Source organism: Caniella muris (genome assembly GCF_943193035.1).
In the GTDB taxonomy this organism is placed as follows: domain Bacteria; phylum Actinomycetota; class Coriobacteriia; order Coriobacteriales; family Atopobiaceae; genus Granulimonas; species Granulimonas faecalis.
In genome coordinates, this window is the sequence record NZ_CALPCK010000001.1 from 750,125 (window position 1) to 766,509 (window position 16,385).

General features: G+C 70.8%; 16 protein-coding genes. 1 reads left to right on the plus strand and 15 read right to left on the minus strand.

All coding sequences use genetic code 11. From position 1 onward, the window contains the following. Window positions 1-19: 19 nt before the first annotated feature. The 13 genes from NFR49_RS03380 to NFR49_RS03440 all read right to left on the minus strand — a co-directional run bounded on the left by NFR49_RS03380 (window position 20) and on the right by NFR49_RS03440 (window position 12,782). Complete coding sequence (locus tag NFR49_RS03380) at window positions 20-418, minus strand: YbaN family protein (protein ID WP_251158258.1); 399 nt, start codon at window positions 416-418, stop codon at window positions 20-22. Then, window positions 408-794, minus strand: a complete 387-nt coding sequence (locus NFR49_RS03385) for a nitrous oxide-stimulated promoter family protein (RefSeq protein WP_251158259.1) — start codon at window positions 792-794, stop codon at window positions 408-410. The genes NFR49_RS03380 and NFR49_RS03385 overlap by 11 nt, the downstream gene beginning before the upstream one ends. After that, window positions 794-2,455 (minus strand): thiol reductant ABC exporter subunit CydC, encoded by a 1,662-nt coding sequence (gene cydC, locus NFR49_RS03390; protein ID WP_338032518.1) that lies wholly within the window; start codon window positions 2,453-2,455, stop codon window positions 794-796. The genes NFR49_RS03385 and cydC overlap by 1 nt, the downstream gene beginning before the upstream one ends. After that, window positions 2,452-4,188: an ABC transporter ATP-binding protein/permease gene (locus NFR49_RS03395; RefSeq protein WP_251158260.1), complete on the minus strand. Its 1,737-nt coding sequence runs from the start codon at window positions 4,186-4,188 to the stop codon at window positions 2,452-2,454. Before NFR49_RS03395 ends, cydC begins: the two co-directional genes overlap by 4 nt. 276 nt (window positions 4,189-4,464) lie before the next feature. After that, window positions 4,465-5,172, minus strand: a complete 708-nt coding sequence (locus tag NFR49_RS03400) for a hypothetical protein (RefSeq protein ID WP_251158261.1) — start codon at window positions 5,170-5,172, stop codon at window positions 4,465-4,467. A gap of 228 nt (window positions 5,173-5,400) precedes the next feature. Next, window positions 5,401-6,060 (minus strand): endonuclease III, encoded by a 660-nt coding sequence (nth, locus tag NFR49_RS03405; RefSeq protein WP_251158262.1) that lies wholly within the window; start codon window positions 6,058-6,060, stop codon window positions 5,401-5,403. A gap of 62 nt (window positions 6,061-6,122) precedes the next feature. Beyond that, complete coding sequence (locus tag NFR49_RS03410) at window positions 6,123-6,554, minus strand: zinc ribbon domain-containing protein (RefSeq protein WP_135977142.1); 432 nt, start codon at window positions 6,552-6,554, stop codon at window positions 6,123-6,125. A 261-nt stretch (window positions 6,555-6,815) separates the two neighbouring features. Next, window positions 6,816-8,219 carry a bifunctional folylpolyglutamate synthase/dihydrofolate synthase gene (locus NFR49_RS03415; RefSeq protein ID WP_338032519.1) on the minus strand — a complete coding sequence of 468 codons (1,404 nt, stop codon included), beginning with the start codon at window positions 8,217-8,219 and terminating at the stop codon, window positions 6,816-6,818. Beyond that, entirely contained in the window at window positions 8,216-8,860 is a 645-nt protein-coding gene (locus NFR49_RS03420) for a 5-formyltetrahydrofolate cyclo-ligase (RefSeq protein ID WP_251158263.1), read from the minus strand. Before NFR49_RS03420 ends, NFR49_RS03415 begins: the two co-directional genes overlap by 4 nt. 98 nt (window positions 8,861-8,958) lie before the next feature. Then, window positions 8,959-9,291 carry a PTS sugar transporter subunit IIA gene (locus NFR49_RS03425; RefSeq protein WP_251158264.1) on the minus strand — a complete coding sequence of 111 codons (333 nt, stop codon included), beginning with the start codon at window positions 9,289-9,291 and terminating at the stop codon, window positions 8,959-8,961. A 103-nt stretch (window positions 9,292-9,394) separates the two neighbouring features. Further along, window positions 9,395-9,688 (minus strand): PTS sugar transporter subunit IIB, encoded by a 294-nt coding sequence (locus NFR49_RS03430; protein ID WP_251158265.1) that lies wholly within the window; start codon window positions 9,686-9,688, stop codon window positions 9,395-9,397. 153 nt (window positions 9,689-9,841) lie between these two features. Continuing rightward, complete coding sequence (locus tag NFR49_RS03435) at window positions 9,842-11,263, minus strand: PTS sugar transporter subunit IIC (RefSeq protein WP_251158266.1); 1,422 nt, start codon at window positions 11,261-11,263, stop codon at window positions 9,842-9,844. A 115-nt stretch (window positions 11,264-11,378) separates the two neighbouring features. After that, a complete protein-coding gene (locus tag NFR49_RS03440) occupies window positions 11,379-12,782 on the minus strand; it encodes a glycoside hydrolase family 1 protein (protein WP_251158267.1) in 1,404 nt (467 codons plus the stop codon). A gap of 220 nt (window positions 12,783-13,002) precedes the next feature. Here NFR49_RS03440 and NFR49_RS03445 point away from each other — a divergent pair, with 220 nt between their 5' ends. Further along, the gene (locus NFR49_RS03445; protein WP_251158268.1) at window positions 13,003-13,743 is read left to right on the plus strand and encodes a GntR family transcriptional regulator; all 741 of its coding nucleotides are present in this window, start codon (window positions 13,003-13,005) and stop codon (window positions 13,741-13,743) included. 99 nt (window positions 13,744-13,842) lie between these two features. On the opposite strand, the gene NFR49_RS03450 is transcribed toward NFR49_RS03445, so the two are convergent. Then, window positions 13,843-14,742, minus strand: coding sequence for an ROK family protein (locus NFR49_RS03450; RefSeq protein WP_251158269.1), 900 nt, complete (start codon window positions 14,740-14,742; stop codon window positions 13,843-13,845). 104 nt (window positions 14,743-14,846) lie between these two features. Next, the gene (locus NFR49_RS03455; protein ID WP_251158270.1) at window positions 14,847-16,358 is read right to left on the minus strand and encodes a glycoside hydrolase family 32 protein; all 1,512 of its coding nucleotides are present in this window, start codon (window positions 16,356-16,358) and stop codon (window positions 14,847-14,849) included. Between the last annotated feature and the right edge of the window lie 27 nt (window positions 16,359-16,385).

Consider the following 16,385-nt stretch of genomic DNA (forward strand, 5'->3'; position numbering starts at 1 on the left):
GCGCCCCAGAGCTCCTCCCCTACGCCGCGGCCCCCTCGCCCTCCTCGCGGCGCCTCACGCCAAAGGCGAAGTACAGCATGTGGCCCAGCCACACGGCGAACAGGACGGTGCACGGCACCACGAGGCCCTTCAGCGCCATGAGGGTGAAGCCCACGGCCATGACCAGCGTGACGGCGCCCATGACGCGGCGGCGCGCCGCGCGGGCCATGCCTCGGCCGCCCACGAGGTCCTCCAGGTTGTCGCGGTAGAGGCGCGTGCCGCGGAACCAGCGGTCAAGACGCTCGGAGCAACGGGCGAACGAGTACGCCGCCAGCATGAGGAACGGGAACGCGGGGATGAGCGGCAGCACCGCCCCCACGAACCCCAGGCCGAGCCCGACGAACCCGAGCACGAGGAACGGCAGTTTCTTAACGGTCATCTCTCATCTCCCTCTCGATTGCCTTCTTCTCCCTGCGGGACTCGACCACGTGGCGGCAGGCCATGACCGGCCTGTGCAGGAGCATGCGGGGTCCCGAGAACCGCATGACCTCCCGGATGCGCTCGCGCATCTCCGCCCGGTAGCAGTGGACGCTGCAGTTGGAGCAGAACGTCTTGGTCTCCATGAAGGGGCACCGCTCGCTCCGGGCGCGGGCGTAGGCCTCCAGCTCGGCGCACTCGTCGCAGAGCTCGCCGCGGGCGGTGCCGTGCCTGGCGTGGCACCAGATGCCGATCATCTGCGAGACGACCTCCTGCTCCCGGGCGCGCCTGGCCTCCACGGCGGCCGCAGGCCGGCGGGCGTCACCGGCGGCGGCCATCAGCTCAACCTCCCGTCCTCGACGGAGAAGACCCGGTCGGCCACGCGCATGGTGGACTCGCGGTGGCTCACGAGCAGCACCGTGCGGCCGTCGCGCCCCTCGGCGAGCGACTTCAGCACCTGGGCCTCGTTGAGGCTGTCGAGGTTGCTCGTGGGCTCGTCCAGCAGCAGGAACGGCGCGTCGTGGAGGAACGCGCGGGCCAGGCCCAGGCGCTGGCGCTCCCCGCCCGAGAGCGTGTCGCCGAGCTCGCCCACCGGCGTGCCGTAGCCCTGGGGCAGGCCGGCGATGAAGTCGTGGACCGACGCGGCGCGGCAGGCGGCCTCGATCTCGTCGTCGGTGGCATCCAGCCTGGCGATGCGCAGGTTGTTGCGGATGCTGTCGTGGAACAGGTGCGTGTCCTGGGTCATGTAGCCCTCGAGGTCGCGCAGGTTGTCGGTGTCGACGTCGGACACCTCGGTGCCCGAGACCGCCACGGAGCCGCCCTGCACGTCCCAGAACCTCATGAACAGCTTGAGCAGCGTGGACTTGCCGGAGCCGGAGCGCCCCACGAGGCCCACGACGGAGCCCTCGGGCACGTCCACGGAGACGTCGGCGAGCACCGGGCCCTCGTCGCCGTAGGAGAAGTCCACATGGGACGCCGCGGCGCCGGAGAACCCCACCTCGGGGCGCCCGGTGACGTCGGCCACCTGGGGCTCCTCGTCGAGGATGTTGAGCACGCGGTTGCCCGAGGCGATGGTCTGCTGCAGCGTGGCGCCCAGGTTGGCGAGGGCCACCACGGGGCCGAACGACCCCATGAGAGCGAGGGTGGGCACGAGCACGCCCGCGAAGCCCACGGCGCCCTGGCCGTGGAGCGCGGCCGCCGAGACGAGCATGGCCAGGTCGAACGCCGTGATGACGGCGCCGGTGGCGGCGGTGTCCAGGCCGGTGACGCGCTTGAGGCGCGCCTCGTCGGCGAGCAGGCCCCGGGTGCGGGCGGCCATGCCGGCCAGACGCTCCTCCCCGCGGCCGTACTGCACGACCTCGGCGATGCCGCGCAGGCCGTCGAGCACGTAGGACGCCAGGGCCCCGGCCTTGCCGCGCACCTCGGCACCGGCGTCGCCGGCGGCCCGGGAGGCCGCGACGGGCACCACGGCGCCCACGGCCACGTAGGCGAGCAGGGCGACGAGGCCCAGCCACGGGCTGAACGAGCCGATGAACGCCACCATCACGGCCGAGAACAGCACGGCGATGAGCACGGGCGAGACGGTGTGGGCGAAGAACACCTCGAGGAGCTCGATGTCGGATGTGACGAGCGCCACGAGGTCGCCCTTGTCACGGCCCTCGAGCTTGGCCGGGGCCAGGCGGCGGAGCGCCGTGAAGACGCGGTCGCGCACGAGGGCCAGCAGCTTGAAGGCGATGTAGTGGTTGCAGGCCTGCTCGCCGTAGCGGAGCGGGCCGCGCACGAGGGCACAGGCCGCCATGGCCCAGAGGGCGGCGGCGGTGCCCATCCCCACGGGCTCGCCCAGGGCGCCGAGGACGGCGACGCCGCCGAGGACGGTCACGAAGGTGGCGGCGAGGTGCCCCGCCAGGCCGAGGGCCACGGCGAGGGCCATGAAGCCGGCGAGGGGCCGCACGAGGCCGACGAGCCGGCCCATGACGGCAAGGGGGCTGCGGCGGGTCACGCGGCCTCACCTCCGAAGGTCTCGAGGGAGCGCTGGGCGTCCCACAGGCGGGCGTAGGGTCCGGAGGCCGCCACGAGCTCGTCGTGGGTGCCGTCCTCAACGAGGCGCCCGTCTTCCATGACCCAGATGCGGTCGGCCTGGGCGGCGGTGGCCAGGCGGTGCGACACGAGGACGACGGTCTTGGTGGCGGCCAGGCGGCGCACCTCGGCCATGATGGCGTCCTCGCTCTCCATGTCCACGTTGGACGTGGCCTCGTCGAACAGGTAGACGTCGGCGTCGGCGAGGAGCGCGCGGGCCAGGGCGAGGCGCTGCCGCTGGCCGCCGGACAGGTTCGAGCCGCCCTCGGCCACCGGGGTGTCGAGGCCCTGCTCGGCCGCGAGGAAGCCGTCGATGCCGGCACGGGCAGCGGCGGCCAGGAGCTCCCCGTCGGTGGCGTCCGGCGCGGCCATGGCGAGGTTGTCGCGCACGGTGCCCGAGAAGAGGTGGCTCTGGTGGCCCAGGTAGGCGACGGAGCCCATGAGGGAAGCCTCGGCGACGTCCGCGAGCTCCACGCCCCCGATGGAGAGCGACCCGTCGTAGTCGCGCAGGCGGCCGGCCACGAGGGAGGCGAGCGTCGACTTGCCCGAGCCCGACTCCCCCACCACGGCCGTGAACGAACCGCGGGGCACCTCGATGTCCAGGTCGCGGAGGGTGGGTCCCTCGGCGCCGGGATAGGTGAACGAGAGGCCCCGGGCGACGATGGGGCCCTCGTCCGGCACGGGGAGGGAGCCGTCGGCCGGGACGTCGGCGTCGAGCAGGCGGAAGATCTTCTCGGACGCCGCCATGCCGTTCATGGCGATGTGGAAGAAGCTGCCCAGCTGGCGCATGGGGATGAAGAAGTCGGCGGCCACGAGGACGGTGAAGAGCACGCCGGCGAGGCCCACGGCACCGGCCTGGAACTGCGTCACGGCGACCCAGGTGCCGGCGGCCGCGCCGCAGAACGCCACGAGGTCCATGATGGTGATGGAGTTGAGCTGCATGGTGAGCACGCGCATGGTGACGCAGCGGAAGCGCTCGGCCTCCTCGTTCATCTCCCGCTGCTTGAAGGCGTCGGCGCGGTAGACCTTGAGCGTGGTGAGGCCCTGGAGGTTCTCGAGGAACGTGTCGCCGAGGGAGGTGTACCGGCCCCAGTAGGTGCCGAGGAGCCTCTTGGCCCACGTCTGCACCGCGGCGATGGCGGCCGGGATGAGCGGCACACACACGAGCAGCACGGCGGCGGCCGGCACGTTCACAAAGCACAGCACCGCGAAGAGCGTGACGGGGGCGAGCATGGCGTAGAAGAACTGCGGCAGGTAGGCGCCGAAGTACGTCTCCAGCTGGTCCACGCCCTCCACGGCCACCTGCACGACCTCGGAGGTGGGCGCCACCGAGCGGTAGCGGGGGCCCAGGGCGAGGAGCTTGCGGTAGATGAGGTCGCGCAGGCGCAGCTTGACCTCGGCCGAGGACAGGTGGCTCTGGCGCGACGACGCGGCGGTGCAGAGGAGGCGCACCACGGCCGCGGCCGCAACGGCGGCGACGGTGCCCCAGAGCGAGGCGGCGGTGGCCGTGCGCTCGTAGAGCCCCTGGAGGAGGAGCGCCACGGCGCCCATGGCGGCGATGTTCGCCACCAGCGCCACCCATTGGAAGGCGACGTTGGCCGCCACGTGGCGCCTGGCGTCGCCGGCCACGGCGATGAGGCGCTTGTCGATCATCATCTGCGGGCGGTTCCTTTCGGTCCGGTTTCTGGCGCGACAAGTTAACCAGAGCGAACCGGTAGAAGGTAACCGGGGCTAACAAGGTTCAGAAGGTGTCCACAAGGCTGGGCGGCGCGCGGGGGAGCGGCGCAGCGCGGGGGCGGCGCAGCGCGGGGGGGGCGTCGCGTGGGAAGGGGCGTCGCGCGGCACGGGAAAGGCGGCGGGGCGGCCGGTCGCCGTCCCGCCGCCCCGGGCGGTCGTCCCTGTGCGGGTGGGGTCGAGGCCCCGTCCGGGCGCCTACGCCACGTGCACGAACATGATGACGCAGAGGAACAGGAGCGCCACCACGAAGAAGCCCACGGCCACGAGCATGAGGATGCGCGCGGCGGTGAGGGCGCCGGACACGCGGTCGTGGCTGCGGCTGGCCTCCTCGTAGCGCTCCTGCTCGGCCGCACAGATGCGCCTGGCGAGCTCCATCTTGGTCTTGACGGGGGCCGAGACGGCCGTGGAGAAGAGGTCGGCCGGCACGCCCTTGACCATGCGTGCGGAGCCGGCGCCCGCGGTCACGGCCAGCAGGAACGCCACGAGCAGCGGCACGAGCACGCCGGTGAAGAGGGCCGTCATGAGCACGGCCTCCCAGCCCGGGGCGAGGATGAGGATGGTGGGCACGGCCACGGCCAGGGCCACGACGGCCAGCACGGCGATGCCGATGAGCAGGCGGCTGGAGTAGGAGCCGATGGAGCGGCCGCGCTGGTTCTCGGTGTCCACGGAGCGCACGGCGGTGTCGATGAGGTAGGCGGCCAGCTCGTTCTCGAGCTCCACCGGGGTGGTCTGGGCCGGCGCCATGACCTCCTCCACGGTGGCCATCTCCACGTCGTCGCCCTCGGCGAGGTCCGCGTCGTCGGACCGCACCGGCACGGCGCCGATCCGCTCGAGCTCCTCCTTGACGCGACGCTCGACCTCGTCGGGGTCGAGGCGGTCGTTCTTCCTGTCCTTCTTGGCCATGGGGCCTCCTTCGAATCGTCGTTCGACGGGGGTTCATACCCCGCGGGCCGGAGGGCGCCATGGGCGGCCGTGTCACATATCAATCAAGCCCGGTGTGACAGCGGTGCCTGGCCCATCTGTCACTTCGCTTGTTTCGCAACTGATGATGCGGCAGCGGTGCCCGACGGTGGGACAGAAGTACCCGACCAATGGGACAAAAGTGTCCGGGTGTTGGGACAACGGGGCGGGTCAGCACTTGCCGGCGCTCGGGCAGATGTCCGCCACAAAGCACTCGGAGCACCGCGGGTTGCGCGCGCGGCAATATTCGCGGCCAAAGTGCACCCACTGGTGGTTGATGTAGAGCCACTGCTCGCGGGGGTAGACCTTGAGCAGCGCCGCCTCCACCTTGTCGGGTGTGTTGGCCGAGGGGCCGCAGAACTTGAGCCGGTGGGCGATGCGGTACACGTGGGTGTCGACGGCGATGCCCTGGGGGTCCCTGAACGCCTGGCACATGACGCAGTTGGCGGTCTTGCGGCCGACGCCGGGGAGGCGCTGGAGCTCGTCGATGTCCTGGGGCACGGTCCCGCCGAACTCAGAGACGCTCATCTGCGCGAGACCCTTGAGCTTGGCGGCCTTGGCGCGGTAGAAGCCCAGGGGCCGGATGATCTCCTCGATCTGGTCGGTGTCCGCGGCGGCGAGGTCGGCGGGCTCGGGGAACCGCTCCCACAGCAGCGGCGTCACCTTGTTGACGGCGGCGTCGGTGCACTGGGCCGAGAGGACCACGGCGACGGTGAGGCGGAACGGGTCGGTGTAGTCCAGGGAGCAGGCCCCCTCGCCGTACACCTCGAACATGCGGCGCTCCACCTCGGCGGCGCGCTCGCGCTTCTGAGCCATGGTCTCGCGGGGCATGGGGCTCCCTCCTTAGCAAAAGGCCCGCCGGAGCGGGCCTGGACGATACGTTGTGGGCGTGCCTACTGGATGCGGGTGCGGCAGTAGGGGCACACCTTCCAGTCGGCGTTGAGCGGCCGGTGGCACGTGGGGCAGACGTTGCGCACCTGCGTGTTGCAGATGGGGCAGACGATGAAGTCGCGGTCGATGGGCGTGCCGCACTTGGGGCAGATGCCGTAGTGGGACAGCTGGTGCTCGCGCAGGGCGATGTCGAGGTCCTGCTCCTCGCGGTCCACCAGGTAGCTGCTGGGGCGCAGGATGACGTAGGCGAGCAGGCCCACGATGGGAACCACCGAGATGATGGCCCACAGCCACCAGGGCTCGGCGCCGCGGCGCTGGGCGTCGCGGATGACGTAGACGATGGAGAGCAGGTAGAGCATGACCACGCAGGCGAGCATGAGGTAGAGGACCATACGGACCTCGGGCGTGATTATCTGATCGAGCAGATCCTGCATCGGGTGGCTCCTTCGGGGCTATCTGCACCGGCGGTGCGTTCGAGCTGCGTGCTTGGTGCATTGTACCGTACCGGCACGACACTCCCCTCTCCATCACAGCCCCGCCACACAGCCTTACGGCCCGCGTCGGCGGCGGTCGGGGCCCCGCGCCAGCCCATACATCGTCGTCTGACGGCCCCATGGGCAACCGGTTGCCCATGGGCGGGAGCCCCCGGCCCCGCAGGCACCGCGACCCCGCTCCGCAAAGGCAACCGGTTGCCGTTACTCCCCCGTACCGGCCCTCAGCACGCGGCACACCTCGCCCGTCAGCGTGATGGATCCCACGGCCACGGCGGGGGCGTCCCCCACCGCGGCAAGGGCGCCCGCCACCGTGGGCGAGACGGACGCCACCGTGGCGCCGGCCTCCCGGAAGAGCCCCGCGAGCTCCTCGGGCGGCAGCGCGCGGGGGCTCGGCGTCCGGCACACGTGCACCACGGGGAAGGCCCCGGCGAGCAGCCCCACGATGCCGGCGACGTCCTTGTCGGCGAGGACCGCGCACACGAGCTCCGGCGCCCGTCCCGCGCCGTCCAGGGCCCCCAGGCTGTCGAGGAACACGGCCACCGACTGCGGGTTGTGGGCGGCGTCCACGAGCAGGGGCGGCTCGGCGCGCACGAGGTCGAAGCGCCCCGGCGTGGGGCACGCGGCCACGGAGGCGGCGAGGGCCGCAGGATCGAGCGGGCGGCCGAGGAACCCCTCGGCCAGGGCGACGGCGCAGGCGATGTTGGCGGCCTGGTAGCGGGGCTTGACAGCCGAGAGCCCGCGGTAGGCGGCGAGCGGCGCCTCGACGTCGAGGACGAGGGGGTCGCCCAGGGCCGTGGGCTCCGACACGACCGCGTAGCGGCACACCGGCAGCCCGGCCGGCGCCGGCTCGCCCGCGGCGCGCACCACCGCGGGCGTCACGCCCTGGGCGGCGCACCGCCCCAGCAGGACGTCCTGCACCGAGGGCGGCTCGGCCGTGCCGCGCCCCAGGACGCAGGCCTGGCCGGCCTTGATGACGGCGGCCTTCTCGCCGGCTATCTCCTCCAGGGTGTCGCCGAGGATGCGCGTGTGGTCGAGGCCGATGCCCGTGACGCAGGTGGCCGCCGGGTGCGTGGCCGTGGTGGCGTCCCACCGGCCGCCCATGCCCACCTCGAGCACGGCCACGTCGACCCCGCGCTCGGCAAAGAGCACGCAGGCGGCCACGGTGAGGGTGTCGAACTCCGTGACGTCGTAGGGCCGCTTTCCCGCGGCCTCCCGGGCGGCGTTCACGCGGCGCCCGGCCTCGGCGGCGGCGGCCACGGCCCGGGCGAACCCCTCGCGGGAGACGGGGCGGCCGGCCACCTCCATGCGCTCGGTGTAGTCCACGAGCTCCGGCGACGTGTAGAGGGCGGTGGAGAGCCCCTCCCCCGCCAGGATCGCCGCCGTGTAGCGCGACGTGGACGTCTTGCCGTTGGTGCCGGCCACCTGCACCACGGAGAAGCGCGCGTCGGGGCGGCCGAGCTCGGCGAGCATGTCGACCACGGTCTCGAGCATGGGGCAGATCCCCAGCCTCAGGATGCCGTGGAGGTGGGCCAGCGCCCCCTCGTAGTCCATGGGCCGCACAGGGAACGGCACCTCGTAGGGCCGCTGGTTCTCGGGCTCGGTCACAGGCGCTCCTCGGTAGAAGGTGTGTGTGCGCACCGCATGATAGACCCGTCGAGGGCCAGGGCGTCCACAGGCTCGTCCCAGGGGCCCTCCACGGACGCGAGCACGGCGGCGTCGAGCACCTGGCATCCGTGGGCCAGGCCGACGGCCGCGAACGTGCCGGGGCCGCCGCAGGCGCGGGCGGCGGAGAGGAACCGGTCGTAGTAGCCGCCGCCGTAGCCGAGGCGGCGCCCCTCGCCGTCGAAGGCGAGGCCGGGGCAGAGCGCGAGCACCGCGGCGCCGCCGGCCAGGGCCGCCGGCACGTCGAGCAACCCCCAGCGCCCCGGGTCGGGCTCGGCCATGCCAAAGGGATGGCGCACGAGGCCGTCCCGCCAGCCCGGCCCCACGGCGCGCCACTCCAGCCTGCGGCCGGCCACACAGCGCGGCAGGGCCGCCGCCTTGCCCCCGGCGAGGGCGGCGTCCACCAGGGCGGCAGGGCTCGCCTCGGACCCCATGGGCACGTAGGCGAGGACGACGTCGGCGGCCGCCCAGAGCCCGGACGCCCCCACGGCCGCCGCGCGCAGCCCGTCCGCGGCCGCGCGCCCGGCCTCCCCGAGCGCGTCGCGGGCCTCCCGGGCGCGCCGCCTCAACGTCCCCTTGTCCACTGCCCCTCCCCGTCCGAGCCCGCCGCGCCAATGATAGACGGCCGGTCCCGCGAGGGGGCCGACCGTCCAGGGGAGGTGCGTGCGGAGCCGTCGAGACCCTAGGCCTCCACGCCGTCCAGGCGCTTGTAGAGGGCGATGAACTCGAGGGCCATGATCTTCACGGTCTCGGTGCTCGCCATCTGGTCCTCGGCGTGGAGGAGAATGAGGGGCGCCTCGGCGTCGCGCTCGCCCGCGGCGTCGGCCTGGAGGAGCTTGAGGTGCACGTCGTGGCCGCCGGCGTAGGCGGTGTCGCCCTCGGCGATGAGGGCCTGGGCGCCCTCGAAGTCCCCCTCGCGGGCCTTGGAGATGGCGTTCACGTAGCACGACTTGGCCGTGCCCACGTAGCTGATGATCTCGAAGCAGGTGAGCTGGAGCTCGTTCATCTCGTCCATGGGTCTCTCTCCCTCCCGCCCGGCCGTGCCGGGCGTCTCTCGTCTAGAAAAAGGGGCGCACCGCTGACGTGGCGCGCCCCCTCAGGTGCGGTCCGGTGCGCCCTTAGAGCTTGGCGAGGGCGTCGTCCAGGATCTTGGGGGCGTTCATGCGGCCGTAGTCGACCATGGCGATGACGTCCACGGGCTTGTCGGTGGCCTTCTCGAAGTCACCCCTGGCGTAGCCGATCTGGGGGCCGAGGAGCAGGACGTCGGCGGTGTCGAGGGCCTCCATGGCCTCGGCCATGGGACGGGCCTCGATCTCGACGTCGAGGCCGCGGGTCTTGGCCTCGTTCTGCATCTTCTGGACCAGGAGAGAGGTGGACATACCGGCGTTGCACACGAGCATAATCTTCTGCATGGTTCCTCCTTAGCGGTTTCCGGGCCAGCGGCCCATGGGCTCAGTGTAGGTGCGGTGCATGGCGCGGGGATGGGGCCGTCGGGGAGCGCGGGGAGGCATGCCCCCGACGGCCGGGGATGGTGACGGTGGTGCGGGGTCCTAGGTCACAGGGTCCTAGGCGGCGTTCTGCATCTCCTCGAGCTGCTTGGCCTGGGCGCGCTCGGAGACCTTCATGAAGGGCAGGTACACGGCCATGCCGATGGCGATCTCGATGACCTGCCAGACCGCGGCGCGCCAGTCCATGCCGGTGGAGAAGAGGGCGGAGAGGACGGGCGGGGTGGTCCAGGGGGCCTGGACGACGCAGGGGGAGATCCAGCCGATGCAGGTGAGGCCGTAGGTGGCGGCGATGAAGATGTCGGGCAGGATCACGAAGGGGATCATGAGGGCGATGTTGTAGACGATGGGGTAGCCGTAGATGACGGGCTCGTTGATGTTGAAGATGCCGGGCAGGATGGAGAGCTTGGCGATGTCGCGGGACGCCTTGTTCTTGGAGAAGAGGAAGGTGTCGAGCAGGAGCATGAGCGTACAGCCCGAGCCGCCGATGAGGGCGAAGGAGTTCACGATCTGCATGTTCATGTAGTGGTCGGCGGGGATGGCCTCGCCGGCGGCGTAGAAGGCCATGTTCTCGACGATGAGGACGGTGAGGATGGGCTCGGCCAGGACGCCGGAGATGGTGGACTGGTGGATGCCCAGGCAGAAGAGCAGGTTGGCCACGGTGTAGATGACGATGACCGCGAGCGGGCCGGCGTTCATGACGTCCTTGAGGGGCGCGGAGACGCAGGTGGCGATGATGTCCATGAGGTTGGTGCCCCAGATGCCGTGGAGCAGGGCGGCCACCAGGGCGAAGATGGACAGGGTGAACAGCAGCGGGATCATGACGTTGAACGACTTGCCCACCGCCGGGGGCACGCCCTCGCCGAGGTTGATCTTGAGCTTCTCGATAGAGGAGATCTTGATGAAGATGGTCGTGGCGACGAGGCCCACGATGATGCCGGCGAACAGGCCGTTGGCACCGGTGTTGGTGGTGGAGATGACGCCGGTGGCGGCGGTGGTCACCGAGGCGTCCTCGGCGATGCCGAGGGTGTTGGCGATGTCCACGGCCTCGAGGGTCTGGGTGGCGGCCCCGGTCTCACCGGCGCTCACGGCGTAGGTGAGGTTGGAGACGGCGGTGTTGACGGCCTGCGGGAACATGATGACGAGGCAGCAGATGCTCACCACGAGGCAGGCGATGGCGTTGCCGAAGCGCTTGTTCTGGGCGAAGCAGTAGCCGATGACGCCGCAGAGGAGGATGGCCGCGAAGGACAGGGTGCCCTGGGTGATGGCGTTTCCCCAGTACTGGGCGGCAGCGAGGCCGTCGCCGGTCAGGAACAGCGGGAACACGACGTTGTTGATGAGGACTGCGATGCCGGCCAGGATGTAGATCGGCATGATGGTGGCGAAGCCGTCGCGCAGCGACCGCAGGTGCACCTGGTTGCCGATCTTCGCCGAGACCTCGGCGAACTTGTCGAGGAAGGATTGGCCCTTGCCTGATGCCATGGTGTCTCCTTAACTCTTTCTCTTCTTCACTTGACTCTCTTGCTCTCTCAGAACGGGGCGGGCACCCGCCCCTCTCGCGCCCCGGCCGGGGCTCCCCTCCCCGGCCGGAAGGCCGTTACGAGACGATGTGGGAGGTGGCCACCTGGCGCATCCAGGCGGCGGAAAGCTTGGGGACGCGGCGGTAGTTCTCCATGAGGTCGACCTCGATGAAGCCGTAGCGGTTCTTGAAGGCGTTGTTCCACGACCAGTTGTCGATGGCGCCCCAGTAGTGGTAGCCCACGCAGTTGGCGCCGTCCTCGATGGCCTTGGCGATCCAGGTGAGGTGCTGGCGCACGAAGTCGATGCGGTAGTCGTCCTGCACCTTGCCGGAGGCGTCGCGGTTCTTGTACTCGCCCTCGATGCCCATGCCGTTCTCGGAGACGAACCACTCGAGGTCGGGGTAGTCGCGGGCTGCGGTCATGCCGAAGTCGTAGATGCCCTTGGGGTAGACCTCCCAGCCGCGGCTCTCGTTCATGACGGCGTCGGGCCACACGTACTTGTCGGCGAAGACGGGGCAGCCGGTGTCGTCGACGTCGCGCGAGGGGGCCTGGACACGGGTGGGCTGGTAGTAGTTGCAGCCCAGCCAGTCCACGGTGCCGCGGGCGAGGATGGCGTCGTCGCCGGGGCGCACCGGGAGCACGCAGCCGCGCTCGGCCAGGGTCTCCACGACGTCCGCGGGAAGCTCGCCCTTGGTGACGAGGTCGAGCCACCAGCGGTTGTTGATGCCGTCCACCATGCGCACGGCCTCGAGGTCGGCGTCGGAGGGGTCGTCCTTGGTGTAGGGCGGCATGAAGGCGTTGATGAGGCCGATGCGGGCGTCGTCGCGCACGAGGCCGGCGGACTTGGCCTCGCGGAAGGCCTGCACGCCCTTGGCGTGGGCGATGGAGATGTTGTACTGCACCGTGCGGGCGCGGTTGAAGTTCTTGATGAAGGGCCACCACACGCCCTCCTGGTAGCGCTGCTCGGGCTCGACGGTGGGCTCGTTGAAGGTGAACCAGTAGCGCACCTCCTGGCCGAACTCCGCGAACGCCTTGCGGGCGTAGTTCTCGTAGGCGTCCACGACCTCGCGGTTCTCCCAGCCGCCGCGGCGGAAGAGGTAGGTGGGCATGTCGAAGTGGTAGAGGTTCACGAAGATCTCGAGGCCGGCCTCCCCGGCGGCCGCGAAGAGGCGGTGGTACCACTCGACGCCGGCGGGGTTGAGCTCGCCGTCGCGGTCGAGCAGGCGGCTCCACTGGATGGAGGTGCGGAAGGTGGTGAAGCCGAGCTCCTCCTTGAGGAGGCGGAGGTCCTCCTCGTACATGGTCATGAAGTCGTTGCCCACGTAGGAGCCCACCTTGTTGTAGAAGTCGTCGATGTTCTCGATCGACCAGGTGTCCCAGAGGTTCTCGAGCTTGCCCCCCTCGGCCCAGCGGCCCTCGGTCTGGGGACCCGACATGGCCGCGCCGAAGAAGAAGTTCTCGGGCAGGGTGATGGGTTCCATGGTCCTCCTTGCACGTGTGGTTTGGTCCGGCCCGCGGGGTGCCCCCTTTTGGGTCGCGCTTCTTGGTGAGAATTGTAGCGATATAATTCTTCTTCCGCAGCGATTTTTTGAGAAATTTGGTTCTATTTGAGCGCGAGTGGTAGCTATCCCACCGCAAGCGGTATTCTTCTTTTTGCACACAACTTGGGGACTCCCCACACCGGCCTCGAGGGAGGCAGCCATGTCCAAGTACGCAGAGATCGCCCACGACATCCGCGCATCCATCGAGGACGGGGCCATCGCCCCGGGCGAACGGCTGCCCACGGTGGTCGAGCTCTGCGAGCTCTACGGGGTGAGCAAGGTCACCGTGCGCAAGGCGGTGGAGCTTCTGGCCGAGCAAGGCCTGGTCTCGAGCCGCCGGGGGTCGGGCACCTTCGTCAAGGCGACGCCGGAGTCCAAGGGGGTTGACGGGCGCCATGCCGGCGACACCCTCTACATAGGCCGCACCGACCGCTCCATCGGCTTCACCAACGAGCACGCCCACCAGGGCGAGGTCTCCTCGGTGGTCTACCTGTTCGCCATCGAGGTGCCCCCCGCCGAGGTGGCGGCCCGCCTCGACCTTGACGAGGAGGACTTCTGCTACCACGACGTGCGCGCACGCCTCCTCGACGGCGTGCCCCTGGTCATCGAGGACACCTACATGCCCCTGGAGCTCGTCCCCGGCCTCAAGCGGCACCACGTGGAGGGCTCCATCTACAACTACCTGCGACAGGACCTCGGGCTGCACCTGGCGAGCTTCCACCGCATCGTGCGGGCCGTGGCGGCCACGGCCGAGGAGGCCGAGCGCCTGGACATCGCCGAGGGGGACCCCCTGCTCGAGCTGGAGCAGATCGGTTTCCTGGACTCGGGCGTGCCCTTCGAGTACTCGGTCTCGCGGAACGTGGGCAGCCGCTCCGCCCTGCACACCATCAACATCACCTAGGCCGCCGGCCGCGGGGGCGCACGGCGCCCACGGCAGGAGGCCCGGGCCCCCGACGCTGGGGACCCGGGCCTCCGTCATGCAGGACCTTGTCCGGGGCCGCTACTCCCCCGCTGCCTCCAGGGCCTCCACGCCCAGGGCCGTGCAGCCGAGGATGCCCTGGTCGCCGCCGCAGCCGGCGGGCACGATGTAGCTGTCCACGGCCTTGACCTGCTCGGTCTGGATGTAGCCGCCCAGGAGCTCGGTGAACTTGTTGCGCACGAGCGGGAAGAGCTGCTCCTGCTTCATGACGCCGCCGCCCAGCACGATCTTCTCGGGCGAGTAGACCATGACGTAGTCGACGAGGGCCTCGGCGATGTACTCGCTCTCGAGCTCCCAGACCTCGGCCTTGTCGGCGAGGTCGACCCCCTTGGCGCCCCAGCGGGCCTCGATGGAGGGGCCGGAGGCCAGGCCCTCGAAGCAGGAGTCGTGGAAGCCGCAGACGCTGGCGCCGGTGTCGTAGGGGCGCTTGCGCAGGGAGATGTGGCCGGCCTCCGGGTGCAGCATGCCGTGGAGGAGCTTCCCGCCCACCATGACGCCGGCGCCGATGCCCGTGCCGATGGTGATGTAGACCACGGTGCCCAGGCCCTGGGCGCACCCGAAGGTGGCCTCGCCGAGGCAGGCGGCGTTGACGTCGGTGTCGTAGCCGCAGGGTACGTCGAGGCCCCTCCTGAGGGTGCCGAGGAAGTCGAAGTGGCGCCAGGCCGTCTTGGGGGTCTCGAGGATCCATCCGTAGGTGCCAGACTCCGGGTCCACGCCGGTGGGGCCGAAGGCGCCCACGCCGAGGGCGTCGATGTCCCTCTCGGCGAACCACGCCACGATGGCCTCGCAGGTGGGGCCGGGCTCCCCGGTGGGGATCTCCTCGCGCTCGAGGACCTCGCCCTCGGGGGTGGCCACGGCCATCACCATCTTGGTGCCGCCGGCCTCGAGGGCTCCGATGCGCAGGGACTTCTTCTCGGACATGGGTCTCCTCCCTGGATAGGTGAACGAGAGCGATACGCCTTACTGACTGTAACGATACGGTTTTGGCCCCGGTCCACCGGTGACGACGGGAACCTGAACAGTTTCTACAAGGTGAGCGGTACCTCCAGGGGCCACAGGCGGGCACAGGCGCCCGGCGCCTCCACGGCAACGGAGTAGGACGACGGGTAGTAGCGGGTGGAGAGCACCTGCTCCCCACCGTTGCAGAAGACCTCCACCGAGGAGGCGTCGCCCACGACGCGGAGCGACCGGAGGGCCGGCACCGCCGCGCGCCGCTCGCCGCGGCCGCCGCCCATGGAGCCGCGGGACCGGTCGCGGAACGCCATGGCCACCTCGCCGGCCGCAGCGTCGTAGGAGACGTCCAGGCCGCCGGCGAGCGTCACGGCGCACCGGGGGCCCCGAATGCCCGACACCTCGAGGTCGAAGGCCGCAAGACCCTCCGCGCGGAGCGACCCCTCCCCCTCCAGCACCGGCCCGCGGAACCCGGCGAGCTCGGCCACGGGGCGCTGGAGGACGGTGCGGCCGTCGGTGACCACCTCGCGGGGCAGCGTGAAGCAGTGCTGCCAGCCGTGGTCCACGGTGGGGTTGGCGTGGTCGGGGCAGTCCGCCATGCCCATCCACCCTATGAGGATGCGCCGGCCGTCCTCGGCCTCGAAGGTCTGGGGTGCGTAGAAGTCGAACCCGGCGTCCCACAGCGTGAACTCCCCCAGCGAGCAGGGGCCGAGGAGCGACCCCGAGAAGGGCAAGTGGCCGCTCGGGTACACGTTGGCGCCGGCGGCGGGCCCCTCCATGCCCTGGGGGCTCACCGAGAGCACCGTCAGCGGCGCGGCGGCTGGGTCGAAGCCCGGCGCACGCGTGGCCTCCGTGGCCCCCAGCACGAGGAGGTCGGGGCACTCCCACATGTAGCCCAGGGGCCGCTCGGAGGCCACCGTGTTGGCGTAGGCCCAGTGCACGAGGTCGTCGGAGCCGTAGACGAGCACCTCGCCGCGGTCGCGGTCGCGGTCCGCCCCCTTGGCCCGGGCGCCCAGGAGCATGAGGAAGGCGGGGCCGCCCTCCCCCGGGTTGGCCAGGACGCGGGGGTCGCGCACGTGGCGGGTGACGGAGGCGGGGTAGTCGTCCACCGTCATGACTAGGCGCTTGGGGCCAAAGGCGCCGCCGTCGTCGCTCTCCACGAGCACGGTGTTGGACTCCCGTCCGTCGAGCACGTAGTCGAACTCGCGCCCGGGCCCCTCGCGCTTGACGTTGCCGGTGTAAAAGGCGTGGATGCGGCCCCCGTGCACGACGGCGGACCCCGAGTAGACCCCGTGGCAGTCGAAGGGCGTGTCGGGCACCAGCACCACGCCGCCCGGCTCCCAGGTCACGAGGTCGCGACTCGTGGCGTGGGCCCAGCACTTGAGGCCGCCGTCCACGTCGAAGGGCGAGTTCTGGTAGTACGCGTGGAACACGCCGTCCTTCTGGCAGAGGCCGTTGGGGTCGTTGAGCCAGCCGGCCTCGGGCATGAGGTGGAACCGCTGGGACCAGGGCCCGTGGCCGCGGCGGGCGGCCTCCTCGGTGCGGGCGCGGCAGAGTCGTGCGAGGTCTCGGGTGAGGGAGTTCACCGGTTGATCTCCAATGGTCGGGTGTCG